16 protein-coding genes are annotated in these 16,816 nt (G+C 61.0%); 12 read left to right on the top strand and 4 right to left on the bottom strand.

Going from position 1 to position 16,816, the window contains the following annotated elements:
• The 6 genes from U9R61_RS12190 to U9R61_RS12215 all read left to right on the top strand — a co-directional run.
• The coding region (locus U9R61_RS12190) for a GDP-mannose 4,6-dehydratase (protein WP_322489090.1) at positions 1–634 on the top strand (634 nt) is incomplete at its 5' end.
• A gap of 24 nt (positions 635–658) precedes the next feature.
• Positions 659–1,432 carry a glucose-1-phosphate cytidylyltransferase gene (gene rfbF, locus U9R61_RS12195; protein ID WP_322489091.1) on the top strand — a complete coding sequence of 258 codons (774 nt, stop codon included), beginning with the start codon at positions 659–661 and terminating at the stop codon, positions 1,430–1,432.
• A 127-nt stretch (positions 1,433–1,559) separates the two neighbouring features.
• The gene (locus U9R61_RS12200; protein WP_322489092.1) at positions 1,560–2,588 is read left to right on the top strand and encodes an SDR family oxidoreductase; all 1,029 of its coding nucleotides are present in this window, start codon (positions 1,560–1,562) and stop codon (positions 2,586–2,588) included.
• A gap of 2 nt (positions 2,589–2,590) precedes the next feature.
• The gene (rfbC, locus tag U9R61_RS12205; RefSeq protein WP_322489093.1) at positions 2,591–3,121 is read left to right on the top strand and encodes a dTDP-4-dehydrorhamnose 3,5-epimerase; all 531 of its coding nucleotides are present in this window, start codon (positions 2,591–2,593) and stop codon (positions 3,119–3,121) included.
• 147 nt (positions 3,122–3,268) lie between these two features.
• Positions 3,269–4,582: an NAD(P)H-dependent oxidoreductase gene (locus tag U9R61_RS12210; RefSeq protein WP_322489094.1), complete on the top strand. Its 1,314-nt coding sequence runs from the start codon at positions 3,269–3,271 to the stop codon at positions 4,580–4,582.
• Positions 4,583–4,780: 198 nt separating this feature from the next.
• On the top strand, positions 4,781–5,569 hold the full coding sequence (locus U9R61_RS12215; protein WP_322489095.1) for a DUF4397 domain-containing protein: 789 nt from the start codon (positions 4,781–4,783) through the stop codon (positions 5,567–5,569).
• 906 nt (positions 5,570–6,475) lie between these two features.
• On the opposite strand, the gene U9R61_RS12220 is transcribed toward U9R61_RS12215, so the two are convergent.
• The gene (locus U9R61_RS12220) at positions 6,476–7,531 is read right to left on the bottom strand and encodes an ATP-binding protein (protein ID WP_322489096.1); all 1,056 of its coding nucleotides are present in this window, start codon (positions 7,529–7,531) and stop codon (positions 6,476–6,478) included.
• A gap of 103 nt (positions 7,532–7,634) precedes the next feature.
• A complete protein-coding gene (locus U9R61_RS12225; RefSeq protein ID WP_322489097.1) occupies positions 7,635–9,344 on the bottom strand; it encodes a peptide ABC transporter substrate-binding protein in 1,710 nt (569 codons plus the stop codon).
• Between the two features lie 120 nt (positions 9,345–9,464).
• Between U9R61_RS12225 and U9R61_RS12230 the strand changes: the two genes are divergently transcribed.
• On the top strand, positions 9,465–10,121 hold the full coding sequence (locus tag U9R61_RS12230; RefSeq protein WP_322489098.1) for a Crp/Fnr family transcriptional regulator: 657 nt from the start codon (positions 9,465–9,467) through the stop codon (positions 10,119–10,121).
• 11 nt (positions 10,122–10,132) lie between these two features.
• Here U9R61_RS12230 and U9R61_RS12235 read toward each other — a convergent pair whose 3' ends face one another.
• Positions 10,133–10,897, bottom strand: coding sequence for a glycosyltransferase family 2 protein (locus U9R61_RS12235; RefSeq protein ID WP_322489099.1), 765 nt, complete (start codon positions 10,895–10,897; stop codon positions 10,133–10,135).
• A gap of 448 nt (positions 10,898–11,345) precedes the next feature.
• On the opposite strand from U9R61_RS12235, the gene U9R61_RS12240 reads away from it, so the two are divergent.
• The 5 genes from U9R61_RS12240 to gpmI are packed head-to-tail and all read left to right on the top strand — an operon-like array spanning position 11,346 to position 16,344.
• A complete protein-coding gene (locus U9R61_RS12240) occupies positions 11,346–11,696 on the top strand; it encodes a hypothetical protein (RefSeq protein ID WP_322489100.1) in 351 nt (116 codons plus the stop codon).
• Positions 11,697–11,756: 60 nt separating this feature from the next.
• A complete protein-coding gene (locus tag U9R61_RS12245) occupies positions 11,757–13,202 on the top strand; it encodes an FAD-binding oxidoreductase (RefSeq protein ID WP_322489101.1) in 1,446 nt (481 codons plus the stop codon).
• Between the two features lie 21 nt (positions 13,203–13,223).
• Positions 13,224–14,408, top strand: a complete 1,185-nt coding sequence (locus U9R61_RS12250; protein ID WP_322489102.1) for an FAD-binding oxidoreductase — start codon at positions 13,224–13,226, stop codon at positions 14,406–14,408.
• A 54-nt stretch (positions 14,409–14,462) separates the two neighbouring features.
• Positions 14,463–14,711: a hypothetical protein gene (locus tag U9R61_RS12255; RefSeq protein ID WP_322489103.1), complete on the top strand. Its 249-nt coding sequence runs from the start codon at positions 14,463–14,465 to the stop codon at positions 14,709–14,711.
• A 13-nt stretch (positions 14,712–14,724) separates the two neighbouring features.
• Complete coding sequence (gene gpmI, locus U9R61_RS12260; RefSeq protein WP_322489104.1) at positions 14,725–16,344, top strand: 2,3-bisphosphoglycerate-independent phosphoglycerate mutase; 1,620 nt, start codon at positions 14,725–14,727, stop codon at positions 16,342–16,344.
• 98 nt (positions 16,345–16,442) lie between these two features.
• Here gpmI and U9R61_RS12265 read toward each other — a convergent pair whose 3' ends face one another.
• Positions 16,443–16,790, bottom strand: a complete 348-nt coding sequence (locus U9R61_RS12265; protein ID WP_322489105.1) for a response regulator transcription factor — start codon at positions 16,788–16,790, stop codon at positions 16,443–16,445.
• Positions 16,791–16,816 lie beyond the last annotated feature (26 nt).

The raw sequence follows: 16,816 nt of genomic DNA on the forward strand, positions 1-16,816 counted from the left end.
CAAGGGCGCGCGCTTCTTGCTGGCCTCGACCTCGGAAGTCTACGGCGACCCGCAAGTCCATCCACAGCCGGAAAGCTACTACGGCCACGTCAATCCGGTGGGACCGCGTGGCGTTTATGATGAGGCCAAGCGGTTCGCCGAAGCGATGACCATGGCCTATCACACCTACCACGGGGTCGAGACGCGGATTGTGCGTATCTTCAACACCTACGGCCCGCGTATGCGGCTGCGCGATGGCCGGGTCGTGCCCAACTTCATTGCGCAGGCGCTGCGCGGCGAGCCGCTGACTATCTACGGCGACGGCAGCCAAACTCGCTCGTTCCAGTACGTCTCTGATCTGGTTGAGGGAGTCTACCGGTTGTTGTTTAGCGATGAGGTCGAACCGGTCAACATCGGCAATCCCGGCGAGTTCACTATCGCTGAATTTGCGCAGATCGTGAACGAGATTACCGGCAATAAGGCCGGTGTGGTCTACCGCGATCTGCGCACCAAAGACGATCCGCAGGTGCGCCAGCCCGATATCAGCAAGGCACGCCGGATTCTCAATTGGGAGCCAAAGGTGACGCTGCGCGAGGGTCTCGAACAGACCATCCCGTGGTTCCGCCAAGAGTTGCAGCGCCGCGGCGAATTATAACCAAGCAGGAGGAAAGATCACGGTATGAAGGCGGTCATTCTAGCCGGTGGCTACGGTACGCGCATTAGCGAAGAGAGCGCCATTCGTCCCAAACCGATGGTTGAGATCGGCGGGAGACCCATTCTCTGGCACATCATGAAGATCTATTCGGCCCATGGCATCAACGAGTTCATCATCTGTTGCGGCTACAAAGGGCATGTGATCAAGGAGTATTTTGCCAATTACTACCTACATCACGCCGATGTGACCTTTGACATGCACGCAAACCGCATGACCGTTCACCATACCGAAATTGAGCCTTGGCAGGTGACGCTGGTTGATACTGGTGAGAATACGATGACCGGCGGGCGGATCAAGCGCATCCAACCGTATGTCGGTAATGAGACCTTCTGCTTGACGTATGGCGATGGCGTGAGCGATGTCGATATTCGCTCGCTGATTGCCCATCACCGTGAGCAAGGCGTGACTGTTACCCTCACTGCGGTGCAGCCGCCGGGCCGCTTCGGCACCTTTACCTTGGGTGAATACCAGACCCTGATCGAGAGCTTTAAAGAGAAGCCGAGCGGCGATGGCGCGTATATCAACGGCGGCTTCTTTGTGGTCGAACCGGCGGCGTTTGATCTGATCGCCGGCGATGAAACGATTTGGGAGCGTGAGCCGCTGGAGCATTTGGCCCAAAGCGGCCAACTGGCCGCCTACCGCCATCACGGCTTCTGGCACCCGATGGATACCCTGCGTGACAAGAATTATCTCGAAAGCTTGTGGCAGAGCGGCCATGCGCCGTGGAAGATTTGGTAAACGTTTTTCCAGCGCCAGCGCGCCGGAATTCATTGCTCACAGCTCACGCAATGCTATTGCCAACGACCAGATCGCTGATGATTTCACCATTGCCCACTAGCAGCGCGCTCACACAAAGGAGACTAACATGAAAGCGCTCCTCACCGGCAGCGGCGGATATATTGGTATCGTTACTGCGCCGTACCTAATGGAACGCGGCCACGAAGTCGTTGGGGTTGATACCGGCTACTATGAGAGTGGCTGGCTGTACCACAGCGGCCAGCGCCAGCCCCAGTTGATCGTGCAAGATATTCGCCGGCTGACAGCCGAAGACCTCGCCGGTTTTGATGCTGTCATTCACATGGCCGAACTCTCGAATGATCCGCTCGGCCAGCTTAATCGCGAGTTGACGTTCCAGATCAACCATCAGGGCAGCGTCACGCTTGCCCAAGCCGCGAAAGCCGCCGGCGTCACCCGCTTTGTGTATATGTCGTCGTGTTCGGTGTATGGGATCGGCGAGGAGGGCGAGATCAAAACCGAAGAGTCGGCAGTTAATCCGCAGACGGCCTATGCCGAGTGCAAAGTGCTGGTCGAGCGCGATCTGGCGCAGATGGCGGATGACGACTTCTCGCCGGTCTTTCTGCGCAATGCCACTGCCTTTGGGCCATCGCCGCGCCAGCGGTTTGATGTCGTGCTCAACAATCTGGCCGGCTTAGCGTGGACAACCGGCAAGATTGCGATGATTAGCGATGGCACGCCGTGGCGGCCCTTGGTGCATATTCTCGACATTGCCCACGCGGTGGCCTGCGCGCTCGAAGCGCCGCGGGAAGCGATCCATAACCAAATTTTCAACGTCGGCGATAGCCGGCACAATTACCGTGTGCGCGAGATTGCCGAGATTGTGGCCGAGGTGTTTCCCGGCTGTGAGTTGACATTTGGCCGCAACGACGGCGATAATCGGAGTTACCGGGTTGATTTTAACAAGATTGCCACGCGCCTGCCCGGCTTCGCCTGCCGTTACGATGCCAAGGCTGGCGCTCAGCAATTGCGCGCAGTGTTTGAGCGGATCGGCATGACGCGCGAAATCTTTGAAGCGTCGCCGTATACGCGCCTCAAAATGTTGCGCCATCTAATCGCGACGAATCAGCTTGATGCCGAATTATTCTGGAGGAGTTAAGTATGCGCTTCATTCCGACTGAGCTGAAGGATGCTCATATTATCGAGTTGGAACCGCGCGAAGATAATCGCGGCTTTTTCGCGCGGGTGTGGGCCAAAGATGAATTCGCCGCACACGGGTTGGTTGATCGGGTTGTGCAGATGAATCTCTCGTACAATCAGGTCGCCGGCACCTTGCGCGGTATGCACTTCCAGCACGCGCCCTACGCTGAAACCAAGCTAGTGCGGTGCATTCGCGGCGCGATCTACGATGTCATCATTGATTTGCGCCCCGACTCACCGACTTACAAACGTTGGATCGGCGTCAAGCTGACTGCCGCCAACCGGTTGGCGCTGTATGTGCCGGAAGGCTTTGCTCATGGCTTTCAAACGCTGGAAGACGATACCGAGGTCTTCTATCAGGTTTCGCAGTACTACACGCCGAGCGCCGAGGGTGGCGTGCGCTACGATGATCCAGCATTTAGCATCGAGTGGCCGCTGCCGATCACCGAGATGAGCGAGAAAGATAAGCACTGGCCGTTGTTTCAGGGGTGATCCACTGGCGCAGGATTGCGTTTGCATAGAGTGCGGCAGTGAGACTGCCGCACACACTCGCTTGCTCTTTATGAACCGCTGCCGCCGCCAATCGACTCTAGCCTCTCAGCATACCGGAGATCGACGTTTGTAGCCAAGGAATCCACTATGATCCTCATCGACACTGCGCTTGAACGCGCTGAAACTGAAGGTCGCCCGATTCGGGTGGGCATGGTTGGCGCAGGTTTTATGGCGCGGGGAATTGCGCTCCAGATCATTCGCTACACCCATGGGATGCGGCTAGTGGCGATCGCCAACCGCACGATCGAGCGAGCAGTGCAGGCCTATATCGAGGCTGATGTGCCGGCGGAGGCGATCCGGCGTGTCGATTCACCTGCTGCACTCGCGGCGGCGCTCGCAGCCGACGCGCCGGCAGTGACCGATGATGCGCTGTTGCTCTGCGCCGCCGATGGCATCGATGTAATCCTCGAAGTCACTGGCGCAGTGGAGTTTGGTGCGCAGGTAGCGTTGGCAGCGATGCGCCACGGCAAACACGTGGTGACGATGAATGCCGAGCTAGATGGGACGCTTGGCGCAATTTTGCAAGTGTACGCGCGCCGCTACGGGGTCATTTTTACCTTGTCAGACGGCGATCAACCCGGTGTGACTATGAACCTCTACCGGTTTGTGCGCGGGTTAGGGGTGAAGCCGGTGTTGTGCGGCAATATCAAGGGTCTGCACGATCCGTACCGCAATCCGACCACACAGGCCAACTTTGCCCGCCAGTGGGGGCAAAATCCGTATATGGTCACGAGTTTCGCCGACGGCACTAAGATTTCGTTTGAGCAGGCGGTGGTGGCTAATGCAACCGGCATGCGGGTTGGGCGGCGCGGTATGTTCGGTCCCACCGTGTCTTCCGGCACACCGCTAGCCGATGTTGTTCACGACCTCTATCCGCTCGAAGCATTGTTGTCAGGGCCGGGAATTGTCGATTACGTCGTCGGCGCGACGCCGGGGCCGGGGGTGTTTGTGCTCGGCACCCACGACCATCCACGGATGCAGCATTACCTCAATCTGTACAAACTGGGCAAAGGGCCGCTCTACCTATTCTATACTCCCTACCATCTCTGCCACTTTGAAGTGCCCAATTCGGTGGCGCGGGCCGCGTTGTTTGCCGATACCGTGTTAGCCGCTGCTGGCCGGCCTTCTGTCGAGGTGATTACCGCCGCCAAGACTGACTTGCAGGCTGGGCAGACGATCGACGGGCTTGGCGGGTATATGACCTACGGGTTAGCTGAGAATGCCGATATTGCCCAAGCGGAACGGCTCTTGCCGATCGGGTTGGCTGAGGGTTGCACTCTGCTGCGTGACATCCCTAAAGATGGGATCATTACCTACGATGATGTGCGCCTGCCGGAAGGCCGGTTGAGCGATCAGTTACGGACCGAACAGGATGCGCTGTTTTGGGGGGAACAGCGGTAGGGACGAGGTATACGTCGTCCCTACCGCCGCGTTGCTTATGCTTCGTTCTTAAATATTTGAACTTCCCGCCATTTCATACATCCACTTACTCCTCCCTTGCGTAAAGAGAAGTGAAGCCGGAAATTGTGCAAGATATTTGCAAGAGATTGCCAAATACCGGTGTATGCGGAAGCGTTGTATTGTAGGGAGGAGACATCCGTGTTTCGTAAGCTGTCGATTGCCCTGACCACTGCCCTCTTATTCGCCCTGTTGGTTGTGCCGGCTGCCTTTGCCCAGAGCGGCGCGGCGAAAGTTCGCGTGATCCACGCTTCGCCCGATGCGCCGGCGGTGGATGTGTTCGTCAACGGGAATGCCGTATTGACCAACGTCGGCTTCTTTGCCGCCAGTCCTTACCTTGATCTACCAGCGGGCACCTACCGCGTACAAGTTGCTCCTACGGGCGCTGGCGCCGGTTCAGCGGTGATCGATGCAAATGTGACGATCGAGGCAGGCAAGGCCTACACCATCGCTGCGGTTGGCCCGGTGGCCAGCATCAATCCGCAGGTGATCGTCGATGATCTGCGTGCTCCGGCGGCTGGTCAAGCTAAGGTGCGGGTGTACCACTTCTCGCCTGATGCCCCAGCGGTGGATGTCAAGCTAGCCAATGGCACGACCCTGATCAGCAACTTGGCCTTCCCCAATGCCAGCAACTACCTCGAAGTTCCGGCAGGCACCTACGATCTGCAGGTGACACCCGCGGGCGGCAGCGCGGTGGTGATCAATCTGGCGGGTACGACCCTCAATGCCGGCCAGATCTACAGCGTCTTTGCCACCAATTTCGTTGCTAACATCACCCCGCAGCTTGCGGTGACTGCGCCGGTGACTACGGCGGCGCCGGCGGCGCTGCCCACCACCAGCGGCGAGACACTGCCGCTGGCGGCGCTGGCCCTGATCGCGCTGGCCCTGACCGCACTCGGTGGGATGGTGGTGCGCCGCAGCATGCGGTAAATCAATCGCTGCGTTCGGTGGAGGGCGGTTGCATTGCAGCCGCCCTCGTTGTGTTGTACGCGGTTTCGGGTGTGTGTACCGCAGCGGACGCGGAGGACGCAGAGGGTGCAAAGAGATGGAACGCAAAGGCGCTAAGAACGCAGCGGGCGCAAAGGGTTTTAACGCAAAGACACAACGGAACGGAGAGCGCGCAAAGAGATTTGAAATGAGTCTGACTCTCCGCGCCCGCCGCGCCTCCTGCGGAAGCAACATCCTGCTCCCTCCCCCAGCGTGTTGAGGAGCGGACAGAACATGTGGTCGGTCACACCCGTTGATCGCTGTGCGATGCCTCAACACCCGGCTTTGCGCTCACCCTCTCCTGCGCCAGTGAGAGAGGGGCACTGCTGCGTTCCACTTCCGCACTGCTGTGCCCACCAACAACGCAGCTCCCCCCTCTCCTGCTGCGAGGTGGAAGAGGGGGCCGGAGGTGAGGGTACACCAGCGCATCCCAAAGCTATAAACCATATCTGCGGCCACGCACTCTGTCCGCCCCTAAACCTCCAGTGGGGTGGGGCAACATGCATCCACCCCAGCGTATCATCCTACCTCTTGACAAGCCCATACCAATAGTGTAAAATTAACACTAGACGGGTATAGCCCGTCTTTCGACCGGTACTAATTAGTGTCAATAAGACACTTACAAGGAGGCGCGCCATGATGACCATCTTCTTGTTGGGGCTAACGGCGCTGGTGGGTATAACGGTGGTCAGCTCGGCGCTGCCGCGACCTATACCGCCGCCGATGGTCTAGCTGCGTGCCGAAACTCCGGCAGAGGCGAGTGGCGGTGATTTGGGGTTTGCGTTGATTATCTTTGTGGTGCTGGCGTTGGTGGTGGCGATGGCGGTGTGAGGTGATCGGACGCAACGTTCACCCCTCTCCGCGCCGCCAGTTCCAGATGATGACCGAGAGGTAGCCGGCGGCGCCAATCGCGACCCCAACCGGCCACGAGTTGCTGGCTTGCATGCCGACTAAGCCGGCCAGCAGCGGCCCGACCGCCGCCAACAGCGGGCGCAGATCGTCGCTGGGGGTGAGGCTGGCGCGGCGGCGGCGCGGGCGCGGCGGCGCTTCGGTTGGCGGCAAGTCAGGTTGCTCGGTTTCGCCATCGTCTTCGTCATCATCTTCGGCCTCGAAGATGGCCGGCGGGAGCGGGTTCTCGACCGGCGGGTTCTCGCGCAGTTCGGCGCGGTAGGCTTTGCGCCAGCGATAGGTTGGCCGGCGGCGCGTTTCGTACAGGTGGTAGGCGGCCCGCTGCAAGAAAGCCGGCTGGCCGGCGCTGAGCGCCATCAGTTCACGCACTTCGTCGGCGCTAAAGAGCGGTTCGCCTTCCTCAAGGTAGCTGTCGAGCAGCAGGCGCGCTTCGGCAAAGCTGAGCGGGCCAAGCCGCACGGTGGCGAACGGTTCGCTGAGCGCTGGCGGCGCGCCGCGCACGGCCCCAACCACCATCAGATCGTAAGCCATGCTCTGGCCGGTCGGCCCGGCGACGCCGTGGTAGCCGGGGGCACTGCGCCGGGCGAGCCGGCCTAACCGTTCGAGCAGGTCTTCGCCCCAGCCGGCGGCAATTGCCGACTCGACCCCATCGAGGCAGATCAGCACCGGGCGGCCATTGGCGGCCAACCGCCGCTCTAGCGCGGCGATCGTCGGTTCGCTGCCGCCGAGCGCGCGCACGATCAGGCCGTAGGTGGTGGCGGCATCGGGCAAGACGGCCAGATCGAGGTAGAAGGCGTTGAGGTTGGGGATTTCGAGCACTGCACCGGCAGCTTGGGCCAGATGGGTGAGCAGCGACGAGCGCCCACTGCCGCTCGGCCCGTACAGCAAAATGGGCCGCCGCTGTTCGAGGTGCTCGCACGCCGCGCCGAGCTCGCGCCAACGCCCGACAAACTTGCCCGGATCGGTGATGCGCCCGCGTTCGCTAAAGGGGTTCATACGTTCCACCTGCGGGGGAATAGCGAGGTAGGGATCAGGCAGATAGGGTATGTTCAAGCACTGGTTTCTATTGCCTACTCCCTATTCCCCACTCCCTATCTCCTTACCGTTCCAGATACCATCGTTCAATATTCCACAAATACCGCGGCGTGTTCAGATCGATCGGGCCGTCGAGTGTGCGCAAGCGTGCATCGAGCACGATCGCCGTGCGATCAACCCACAGGTACAAATAGGGTAACTCGCTCGCAAGGCGGGCCTGCGTCTGGGCAATCGCGCTGCGCCGTTCGTCACGCCCGTAGAGCTGGCGGGCAATCAGCGCCTGCTCATCGTAGACCGGATCGTTGAAACCGACGAAGTTGCGCGTGGCCCGCGTGTCACCCGGCCCCTGTTCGAGCTGGCTGGAATGGAAAAGGGCGAAATCGCCGGGATCGTAGAACATGGTATCAGCAAAGGCTGGATCACCGGCGCCGTTGATCCAACTGCCCAGCAAGAGGTCGAAATCGTAAGGCGCGACATAGCGGGCGAGCATGACGGTGGCAAAGTCGGCTGGTTCAACCACGATCTGAATGCCAATGCTGGCGGCGATTTCAGCGATGCGCCGCGCTGCAACCAACCGCCGTTCATCGTCGTTGCGCACATAGAGGCGGGCAATCAGCGGCACCCCCTCGCGCTGGCGAATCGTCGCCCCTGCCGGCAACGTCCAGCCGGCGGCATCAAGGATTTCACGCGCCGCCGGCAAGTCGCCGGCAGTCACCGGCGGGGTCAGGTCGGCCCAGCTTCCCGGCAATGCGCCGTTGCCAACCGGAATACCAGCACCTTTGGTAGCAGTCTCGACGAGGCGAGGGAGGTCAATCGCGGTCGCCAAGGCTTGCCGCAGGCGGACATCGGCAAAGGGCCGGCCGGGGCGCAAGTTGAAGGCGAGAAAATATACGCCGTTTTCGGGGATGCTGCCGCTGCGCAGCGTGGTCACATCGATGAGCGCGTCTTGGCTGCCCCATGGCAGTTCGGCGGCTTGCAGCCGGCCATCGCGCAGCGCGCTCTGGGTGAGGCCAGTTTCGGGAATGACCGTTAAAACCACCCGATCGAGCAGCGGTGCGCCGTGGTGATACTGTTCAAACCGGTCGAGAACGAGGCTCCCATTGGCTTGCCGCTCGGTCAGGCGAAACGGCCCGCTGCCGACCGACTGGTTCAAGAAATTAATCTGGCTCAGCTCGCGTCCGGCGAAGAGGTGGCGGGGCAGGATCGGCACGGCGAGCAAACTGAGCATCGGCGCATACCGGCTGCGCAGTTCGATCACCACAGTGCGCTCGTCAGAAGCGGAGGCGGTGGCAATGTAGCGCAGATCGGCTAACAACGCCGTGCTGGTTTCGGGCAAACTGCGCAACGCTTCGAGGGTAAAGAGCACATCAGCCGCGGTTAGCGGCTGGCCGTCGTGCCAGCGCAGATCGGGGCGCAGGGTAAAGGTGAGCGTCCGGCCTTCGGCATCGATATCGAGCCGTTCGGCTAGATCGGGCGTAGGCCAGAGATCGGCGTCGAGGCGCATCAAACCGTTGTACAGCAAGCCGATCAGGAGTTCTTCACCTCGTGAGCGCGGTTGCCAAGGGCGCAGATCGGTGATATTGGCGGCAATCCGCAGGTTTAGCGTGCCGCCGCGCGGCAGCGGCGTTGCGGTCGGCGGCGGTGTTGCGGTCGGCGGCAGGGTGCTGGTCGGTGTTGGCGTTGCTGGCGCCGCACACGCCGCCAGCCAGATGCTCAACCCCATTAACCAGACGATCCGGAACCAGCGCTGCCAACGAGGGTTACGATGCTTCATAAAATTATTATACCAATGCTCATTTTATCAGGGGGCGATGAACGAAAGCTTGTGGTACAATACCATAGCAATGAAACGCTCCACACTGGCCGGTCGAGATGGCGCGGAAAGGGATAAAGCATGGCATCACGGCTGCATGAAGCGGAATCCTTCGTCTGGCATCGCTTGGCCCCATTCGGGCAGGCGCAGTCATTTCGCCGGCACAGCACCATTTATACTCCGGCCCAACCGGCACAAACCTTGTACCTGCTTGCCAACGGGCAAGTAGGGTTGCACCTTGCCTCAAAAGAAGGGCGTTTGCTGACTGTGCGCGTCGTTGAGAACGGCCAAGTATTTGGCTTGAGCGCCCTCGAGCGTGAGGCCACGTACGACACCTTCGCCGAGGCGTTGACGCCGGTGCGCGCGTTAGCCGTGCCGCGAGTCGAAGCGTTGCAGGCGATTGCGAACGATGGTGCGTTGGCGACGGCAATGATCGAGTTGCTCGGCCAGCAACGGCTGATCGTCAGCCGCCGGATCGAAGAAGTGGCGTTCAAGTCGGTACCGGCCCGGTTGGCTTCGGTGCTGCTCGAAATGTCTGAGACGCAGCCGGTCGCAACGCCGCAGCCGGCCCGGCTGCCGCGCCGTACCCATCAACAACTGGCCGACATGATCAACGCCTACCGCGAAACCGTTACCAAAGTGATCAATCAGTTCCGCGATGCGCGCTTGCTTGATGTGGACAGCTCCGGCATCACGCTGCTCAACCCATCGCGCTTGCGCGAATTGGCCCAGAGTTAGCTTGCTACATTTCAGCGCGTTGTCTGCTCGGCTTCGGTACGCGCGCGGGTTTTGCGTTTGCGCAGATGCTCGCGCCGCACCGCCAACTTCCACCATAATTCGATCAATTGCACAAAGGTGCGCCACAGCCGCGGGAAGTTGAAGAACTGGCTCTTGCCGTAGGTGCGGTGATAGTGATGCACTGGCACTTCGGCGAACCGGTAGCCGGAGTCTTGCAATTTCTTGACTAATTCGAGGCAGATGGTGCCGCTGTCTGATTCCAATTCGATGTCGTCGAAGACATGGCGGCGAATCAGGCGGAAATCGCAATCGACGTCGCGCAGCTTGAAGCCGAAGAGAAACTTCACGGTGTGGTGATAGATCCGCCCGATAATGATCCGGTGCAGCGGATCGCCGCGATCGATCTTCCAACCGTTGACAATATCGACATCCTCGCGTAGCGCCGGCAAGAGCAGCTTGAGTTCGCGCGGATCGTATTGGGCATCGCCATCGGTGTAGAAGACCAGATCTTTCGTCGCCTTGGCGAAGCCGACCCGCAACGCGCCGCCGTAACCGAGCGCCTGCCGGTGGGTGTAGACCCGCAGCTTGTCGTAGCGTTTGGCTAGCGACTCAAGCACCTCGACTGTGTAGTCGGTGCTGCCGTTCTCGACCACGATCACTTCGTAATCGTCAGTAATCTCTTCGAGCGTCTCGATCGCTGCGACCACCATGCTGCCGATCGTGCCGGCGTCGTTGCAAGCGGGGAAGAAGACACTGATACTGGGCCGATTGTCCATGCTGTAAAACTCCCTGCGCCATTGGGTTAGTTGCCGGCTGATTATACCATAGGGGTGTTGTTCGTGGCGGTGAGGGGGCAAACGCTGTGTCTTCGCATGCAACCCTTCGCGCCCTTTGCGTGCTTGGCTTTACCTGCCCTCACCCCCCGGCCTCCTCTCCCACCTCACGGCGGGCGAGGGGGCCACAGGGTTGGCGGGAAAGGCATCATCGAGCGAAATGCAGCCGCGCCCCTCTCCCGCGCTAGGGGTTGAGGGGAACACATGGTGTTTACCGCAGAGAACGCCGAGGACGCAAAGGATGATCACCATCCCAAAACCTCTTCGCGTCCTCTGCGTCCTTAGCGCCGTTGCGTTGAAACCCTTTGCTCCCTCTGCGTCGTTGGATCGCTGTGCGAGCCTAGGTGTGTTATCATGCCCCTGCGGCGTGGCGGGCGTAGCGAGGATGGGTATGGAGACAGTACTTTCGTGGCTCTTGCTGATGATGATCCTGCTGTCGGCGTGGTATGTGATCGCATATCTGGTTGCGTTTGTTCATCTGCGCGAACGGATGCTCTTCTTGCCGATGGTACAGTGGATCCTCGTCGGGGTAGGGCTCGGTTCGATTGTGATCAACAATGGCACACCGGTGCTAGTGTGGGTGATGACGCCGCTCTTAATCGGGTTGGCGCTGGCCGGGATCTGGCGGCAACATCCGCGCGGGTTGGCGCTTATCTTGCGGTCGTATCCCCGTGGCACGCTTGACGTGCTTTCGTTTCGGCGTCCGGTGATCGACCTGAAACGCCGAGTACGCACGAAGTAGCGTTCAAACGGTGGATTGGCGTTCCTTGCCGGTGACGGCAGCGAGGGGTTGAAGCAGGTTATGAGAGATGATCTTGTCGCGGCGCTGCTGCGCGTCGTCGATCCCGCCATTGTGTTGCGCCGGCCTGAAGAGCTGATGCTCTACGAGTACGATGGCTCGGTGCTCGATCAAGGGATGCCGGAGGTGGTGGTGGTGCCAAGCACCACTGACGAGGTGGCTGCCTGCGTCAAGGTGGCTGCCCAACTCGGCGCACCAATCGTGGCGCGGGGCGCCGGCACCGGTTTGGCCGGCGGTTCGGTGCCCGAACATGGTGGGTTGGTCATTTCGCTCACCCGCCTGAACCGCATTCTCGCAATTGATCCAGTGACCCGCACGGCCCGCGTACAAGCTGGCGTGGTCAATACTGATCTGAGTCTGGCCGCCGCGCGCTACGGCCTCCATTTCGCCCCTGATCCGAGCAGCCAGCGTTCAAGCACGATTGGCGGCAATCTCGCCACCAACGCTGGCGGGCCGCATTGCTTGAAGTACGGTGTGACCACCAACCATGTCTTAGCCGCTACTGTGGTGTTAGCCGATGGCCGGGTGGTAGAGCTGGGCAGCGCCGCGCTCGATGCCCCCAGCTACGATCTGCTCGGCGTGATGATTGGCAGCGAAGGCACGCTGGGCATCGTCACCGAGGCGCTGGTCAAGCTGACGCCAAACCCGGAAGCGGTGCGCACGTTTCTCGCCATTTACGATAATCTCGATGCCGCCAGCACGACGGTATCGGCCATCATTGCCCACGGCATTCTGCCCGCGGCGCTTGAGATGCTGGTCGGGCAGGGCATTGCGGCGGTGGAAGCGGCGGTGCGGGCCGGTTATCCGGCTGATGCGCGGGCCGTGCTGTTGATCGAGATCGACGGTTTGGGCGAAGAGGTGGCGGCGCAGGCTGAGCAGATCGCGGCCTTGTGCCGGCAGCATGGCGCGCGCGAGTTGCGCGCCGCCCAAGATGAAGCGCAGCGGGCCAAGTTGTGGGCCGGGCGCAAGGGTGCGTTAGCCGCCTGTGCGCGGATTGCGCCCCACTACCATATTCAAGATGGGGTGGTGCCGCGTTCGCGGTTGCCCGAATTGCTCCGGCTCACCGAAGAGGTGGCGACACGCCATCAGATCACCATCGTAAATATCTTTCACGCCGGTGACGGCAACCTGCATCCGTTGTTGCTGTTCGATCTGCGCCACCCCGGTGCCCTCGAGCGGGCAGTGGCGGCGAGTGAAGAGATTTTGCAGGCCTGTGTCGCTGCTGGTGGCACTATCAGCGGCGAACACGGGATCGGGATCGAGAAGCGCGATTATTTGGGATGGATCTTTGGCCCCTCCGATCTGGCCACTTTTGCCGATGTGCGGGCGGTCTTTGATCCGGTTGGCATGATGAATCCTTGCAAACTGTTGCCTAGCGGTAGCAATTGTACCGATATTCGCCGTGCGCACGGCGCGTTGCGCGCGGTTGATCGCGGGGCATGGATTTGATGCCGGTGCAAAGGCGTGATAATGAAAAATGTAGCAGCTTCCCAACCAACCCTCCAAACCGCCGCGTATGCGCTCGGTGATCGCTTGCCGAGCCACGTGGCGCAGCCGGCGACTGGGGCCGAAATGGCTGAAGTGCTCGCTGCTGCGTCCCGCGCGCGCGCGGCGGTGGCGCCGTGGGGCGCCGGTATGCGCCAGTTTGTGACTAACCCGCCTACACGCTACGATCTGGCCCTCGATCTGCGCCGGCTCAATCGGGTGATCGAGTACTCTCCCGCCGATCTGGTCGTGATGGTCGAGGCTGGCATCACCTTGGGCGTACTGCAAGCGGTGCTGGCCGAGCACAATCAATGGCTGCCGTGGGATCCGCCGGCGCCTGAGACCGTTACCATCGGCGGGTTATTGGCGACGGCGGCGTGGGGGCCGTTGCGGCTTGGCTATGGCGGGCCGCGCGATTGGTTGCTCGGCATGCAAGTGGTGCTCGGCGATGGCCGGATTGCCCAGAGCGGCGGGCGGGTGGTGAAGAATGTGGCTGGCTACGACACGCATAAATTGCACCTTGGCGCGTTCGGTACGCTTGGTGTCATCGCTGCCGTCACATTCAAAGTCGCACCCTTGCCGGAACGCATCGCATCGGTGCGAGCCGTCTTTGCCACCCCTGCCGCGGCGCTGCACGCCGCCGCCGCCATCCGGCAACCGCCGGCGCAACCGGTCGCGTTGGCTATCACCGTGGCTGAGACGGTCACGCTGACGGTTCGGTTTGCCGGCGTCGCCGCAGCCGTCGAGCGCCAACTGGGGTTAGCGACCGCCGCTTGTGCTCTTGCTGAGGATGTCGCGCTCAGCGTCGATGATCGTGAACTGTGGGCAGTATCATCCGCGCCGGACAATGCTCTCATGCTGCGCATTGGCGTGCCTGAGCGGATGCTGGCCGCCGCCGTCGATGCAGTGACGGCGCTGGCCCCTTCCCATCTCACCATCTTCCCCGGTCTTGGTCTGATGGTGGGGCGCTGGCCGGCAGCAGCAGCAGCGCATCTGCCTGCCCTCCGCCAAACCCTTGCCGGGATGGAGGGCTACGCCGTGGTTGAACGCGGCCCCGCTGGGATCGATCGCTGGGGACCGCCGCCGCCAACGATCGATCTAATGCGTGCATTGCGCCAGCGGTGGGATCCGGCGGGGATTCTCAATCCGGGGCGGTGGATCGTGGAATAATCGAGATTTCGCTCCTTTGGGGTGGTTAGACGGTTCGCAGACAAGGAGAATAGTATGGCGCTGCTCGGTTCACTGATTGCGTTGGGTGCGGCGCTGGTCTTTGCCGCGTTAGCGATTGCGACCCTCTGGGGTGGTTGGCAGGCGGTGCAGCGCGAACTCGTACGCGGGTTCGTGAGTACCAATCCTCCGGCTGGCGAACGTATCTGGAGTATCCTCTTAACCGTTGTTCCGCTCTTAGGCGCGGCGCTGCTTGGCCTGCTGGCGGCATGGCGAATCGCGCAAGTAGCCTTTGGGCTTGGATAAGGAGAAAAACCGTATGACCCGTCCCCGTCCGGTGGTGTTAATTATTATGGATGGCTGGGGCGTTGCGCCTCCCGGCCCCGGCAATGCGGCTGAACTGGCCGATACGCCGCACGTTGATGAGTGGATGGCGACCTGCCCCTTCACGACGCTAGGCGCTTCGGGGTTGGATGTGGGGCTGCCGGCAGGACAAATCGGCAACTCGGAAGTCGGCCATCTCAATATTGGCGCCGGCTTTGTCATCTATCAGGAGCTGACCCGCATCAGCAAAGCGATCGCTGACGGCGATTTCTTCACCAATCCAGCCTTATTGCAGGCGATTGAGCACGTCAAACAACGCGACTCGGCCCTGCACCTGATGGGTCTTTTCGGCCCCGGTGGCGTCCATGCTCACGAGGATCACCTGCATGCGCTGCTTGAATTGGCTCACCGCCACCAATTGCGCCGCGTCTATCTGCACCTCTTCCTCGACGGGCGCGATGTATTGCCGCGCAGCGCGCTGGGTTTTCTCGATACGCTGGAAGGGGTGATCACCCGGCTCGGTACCGGCGTGATCGCCACGGTGTCAGGGCGCTACTACGCGATGGATCGCGACAAGCGCTGGGAGCGCACCGGCAAGGCGTATACGGCACTGGTCGATGGCGTTGGCGAGCGGGCGCCCTCGGCGCGGGCGGCGATTGAAGCTTCGTATGCGAAGGATGTCAGCGATGAGTTTGTCTTGCCAACGGTGATCGTCGGCGCTGATGGCGCGCCCATCGCTACCGTGCGCGACGGCGATGCAGTGATCTTCACCAACTTCCGCCCCGACCGGGGCCGCCAATTGACCCGCGCCTTCGTCGATCTAGACCTCAACGAGCGCATTCGCCAGCATTACGAGCGGCAAAAAGCCGAGGGTCAGCCGCTGCCGCCGCAGATTTGGCAGCGTGATCGGCAGTTGCGTGATCTGTGCTTCGTGACGATGACCCAATACGAAGAAGGTTTGCCGGTATTGATCGCCTTCCCGCCGCGGTACGTCACGAGCCCGTTAGCGGCGGTGATTAGCCAAGCCGGCATGCGCCAGTTCCACATCGCCGAAACCGAGAAGTACCCGCACGTCACCTTCTTCCTCAACGGCGGGCGCGAAGAGCCGTTCCCCGGCGAGGATCGCCAGCTCATTCCCTCGCCGAAAGTCGCCACCTACGACCTCAAGCCGGAAATGAGCGCGCCGGAAGTGACCGAGGCGCTCTTGCAGGCGATCGAGAGCGACCAGTACGATTTCATTGTGGTCAATTACGCCAACCCGGATATGGTAGGCCATACCGGTAGCATTCCAGCGGTGATTAAGGCGTGCGAAGCGGTCGATACCGGGTTGGCGAAGGTGGTGCCGGCGATTTTGGCCCACGGCGGGGTAGCGCTGGTCATTGCCGACCACGGCAACGCCGAGCAGATGATCGATCCGGAGACGGGCGGCCCGCACACGGCCCACACGACCAACCCCGCGCCTTGTTTCCTGATCGGCGGCCCCGGCTACGGCAAAGACGACGTAAGCCTGCGCAGCGGCGGACGGTTAGCCGACGTGGCGCCGACGCTGCTAGAGCTGTTGGGCTTGCCGCCGGCTGCCGATATGACCGGGCAAAGCCTGCTTGTGCGACGGTAGGTAGTTCAGTCGCGCAGGATGCGATTCAGGGCGGGTTTGCAACCCGCCCTGACCATTATCCGAACAGATCGAGCGTCCGTCCGTGCCTTGGCTTCCGCTCATTTCGCCAAGGCACGCACTGCGGCAATCAAATCACTGCGCCGGTAGCGACCCTTTTGTACCACCGTTGCGCCAATGTTGGTGAGTGTGCTCAACTCATCGTGATGGAGCATTTTGGCAGTAACAACCACAACCGGAGTAGTCATTGTTTGCCGCATCTGATGCAAGAGGGCTAACCCATCGCCATCAGGCAGTATCAAATCAAGAATTACCAGCGCCGGCTTCGCACTAAGCCAGACCGTTCGCCCGACAACGCCATCGCTAGCTTCAAGCACATGCCAACCTTCGCTTTCTAATGCATGCCTGATCATCAAGCGAGTTGGTGTATCGTCTTCAAGCAATAACATGGAGATTGACGCCGGTTGTGGTCGTT

Origin of the sequence: Chloroflexus sp. (assembly GCF_034431535.1) — a bacterium.
Taxonomy (GTDB): domain Bacteria; phylum Chloroflexota; class Chloroflexia; order Chloroflexales; family Chloroflexaceae; genus Chloroflexus.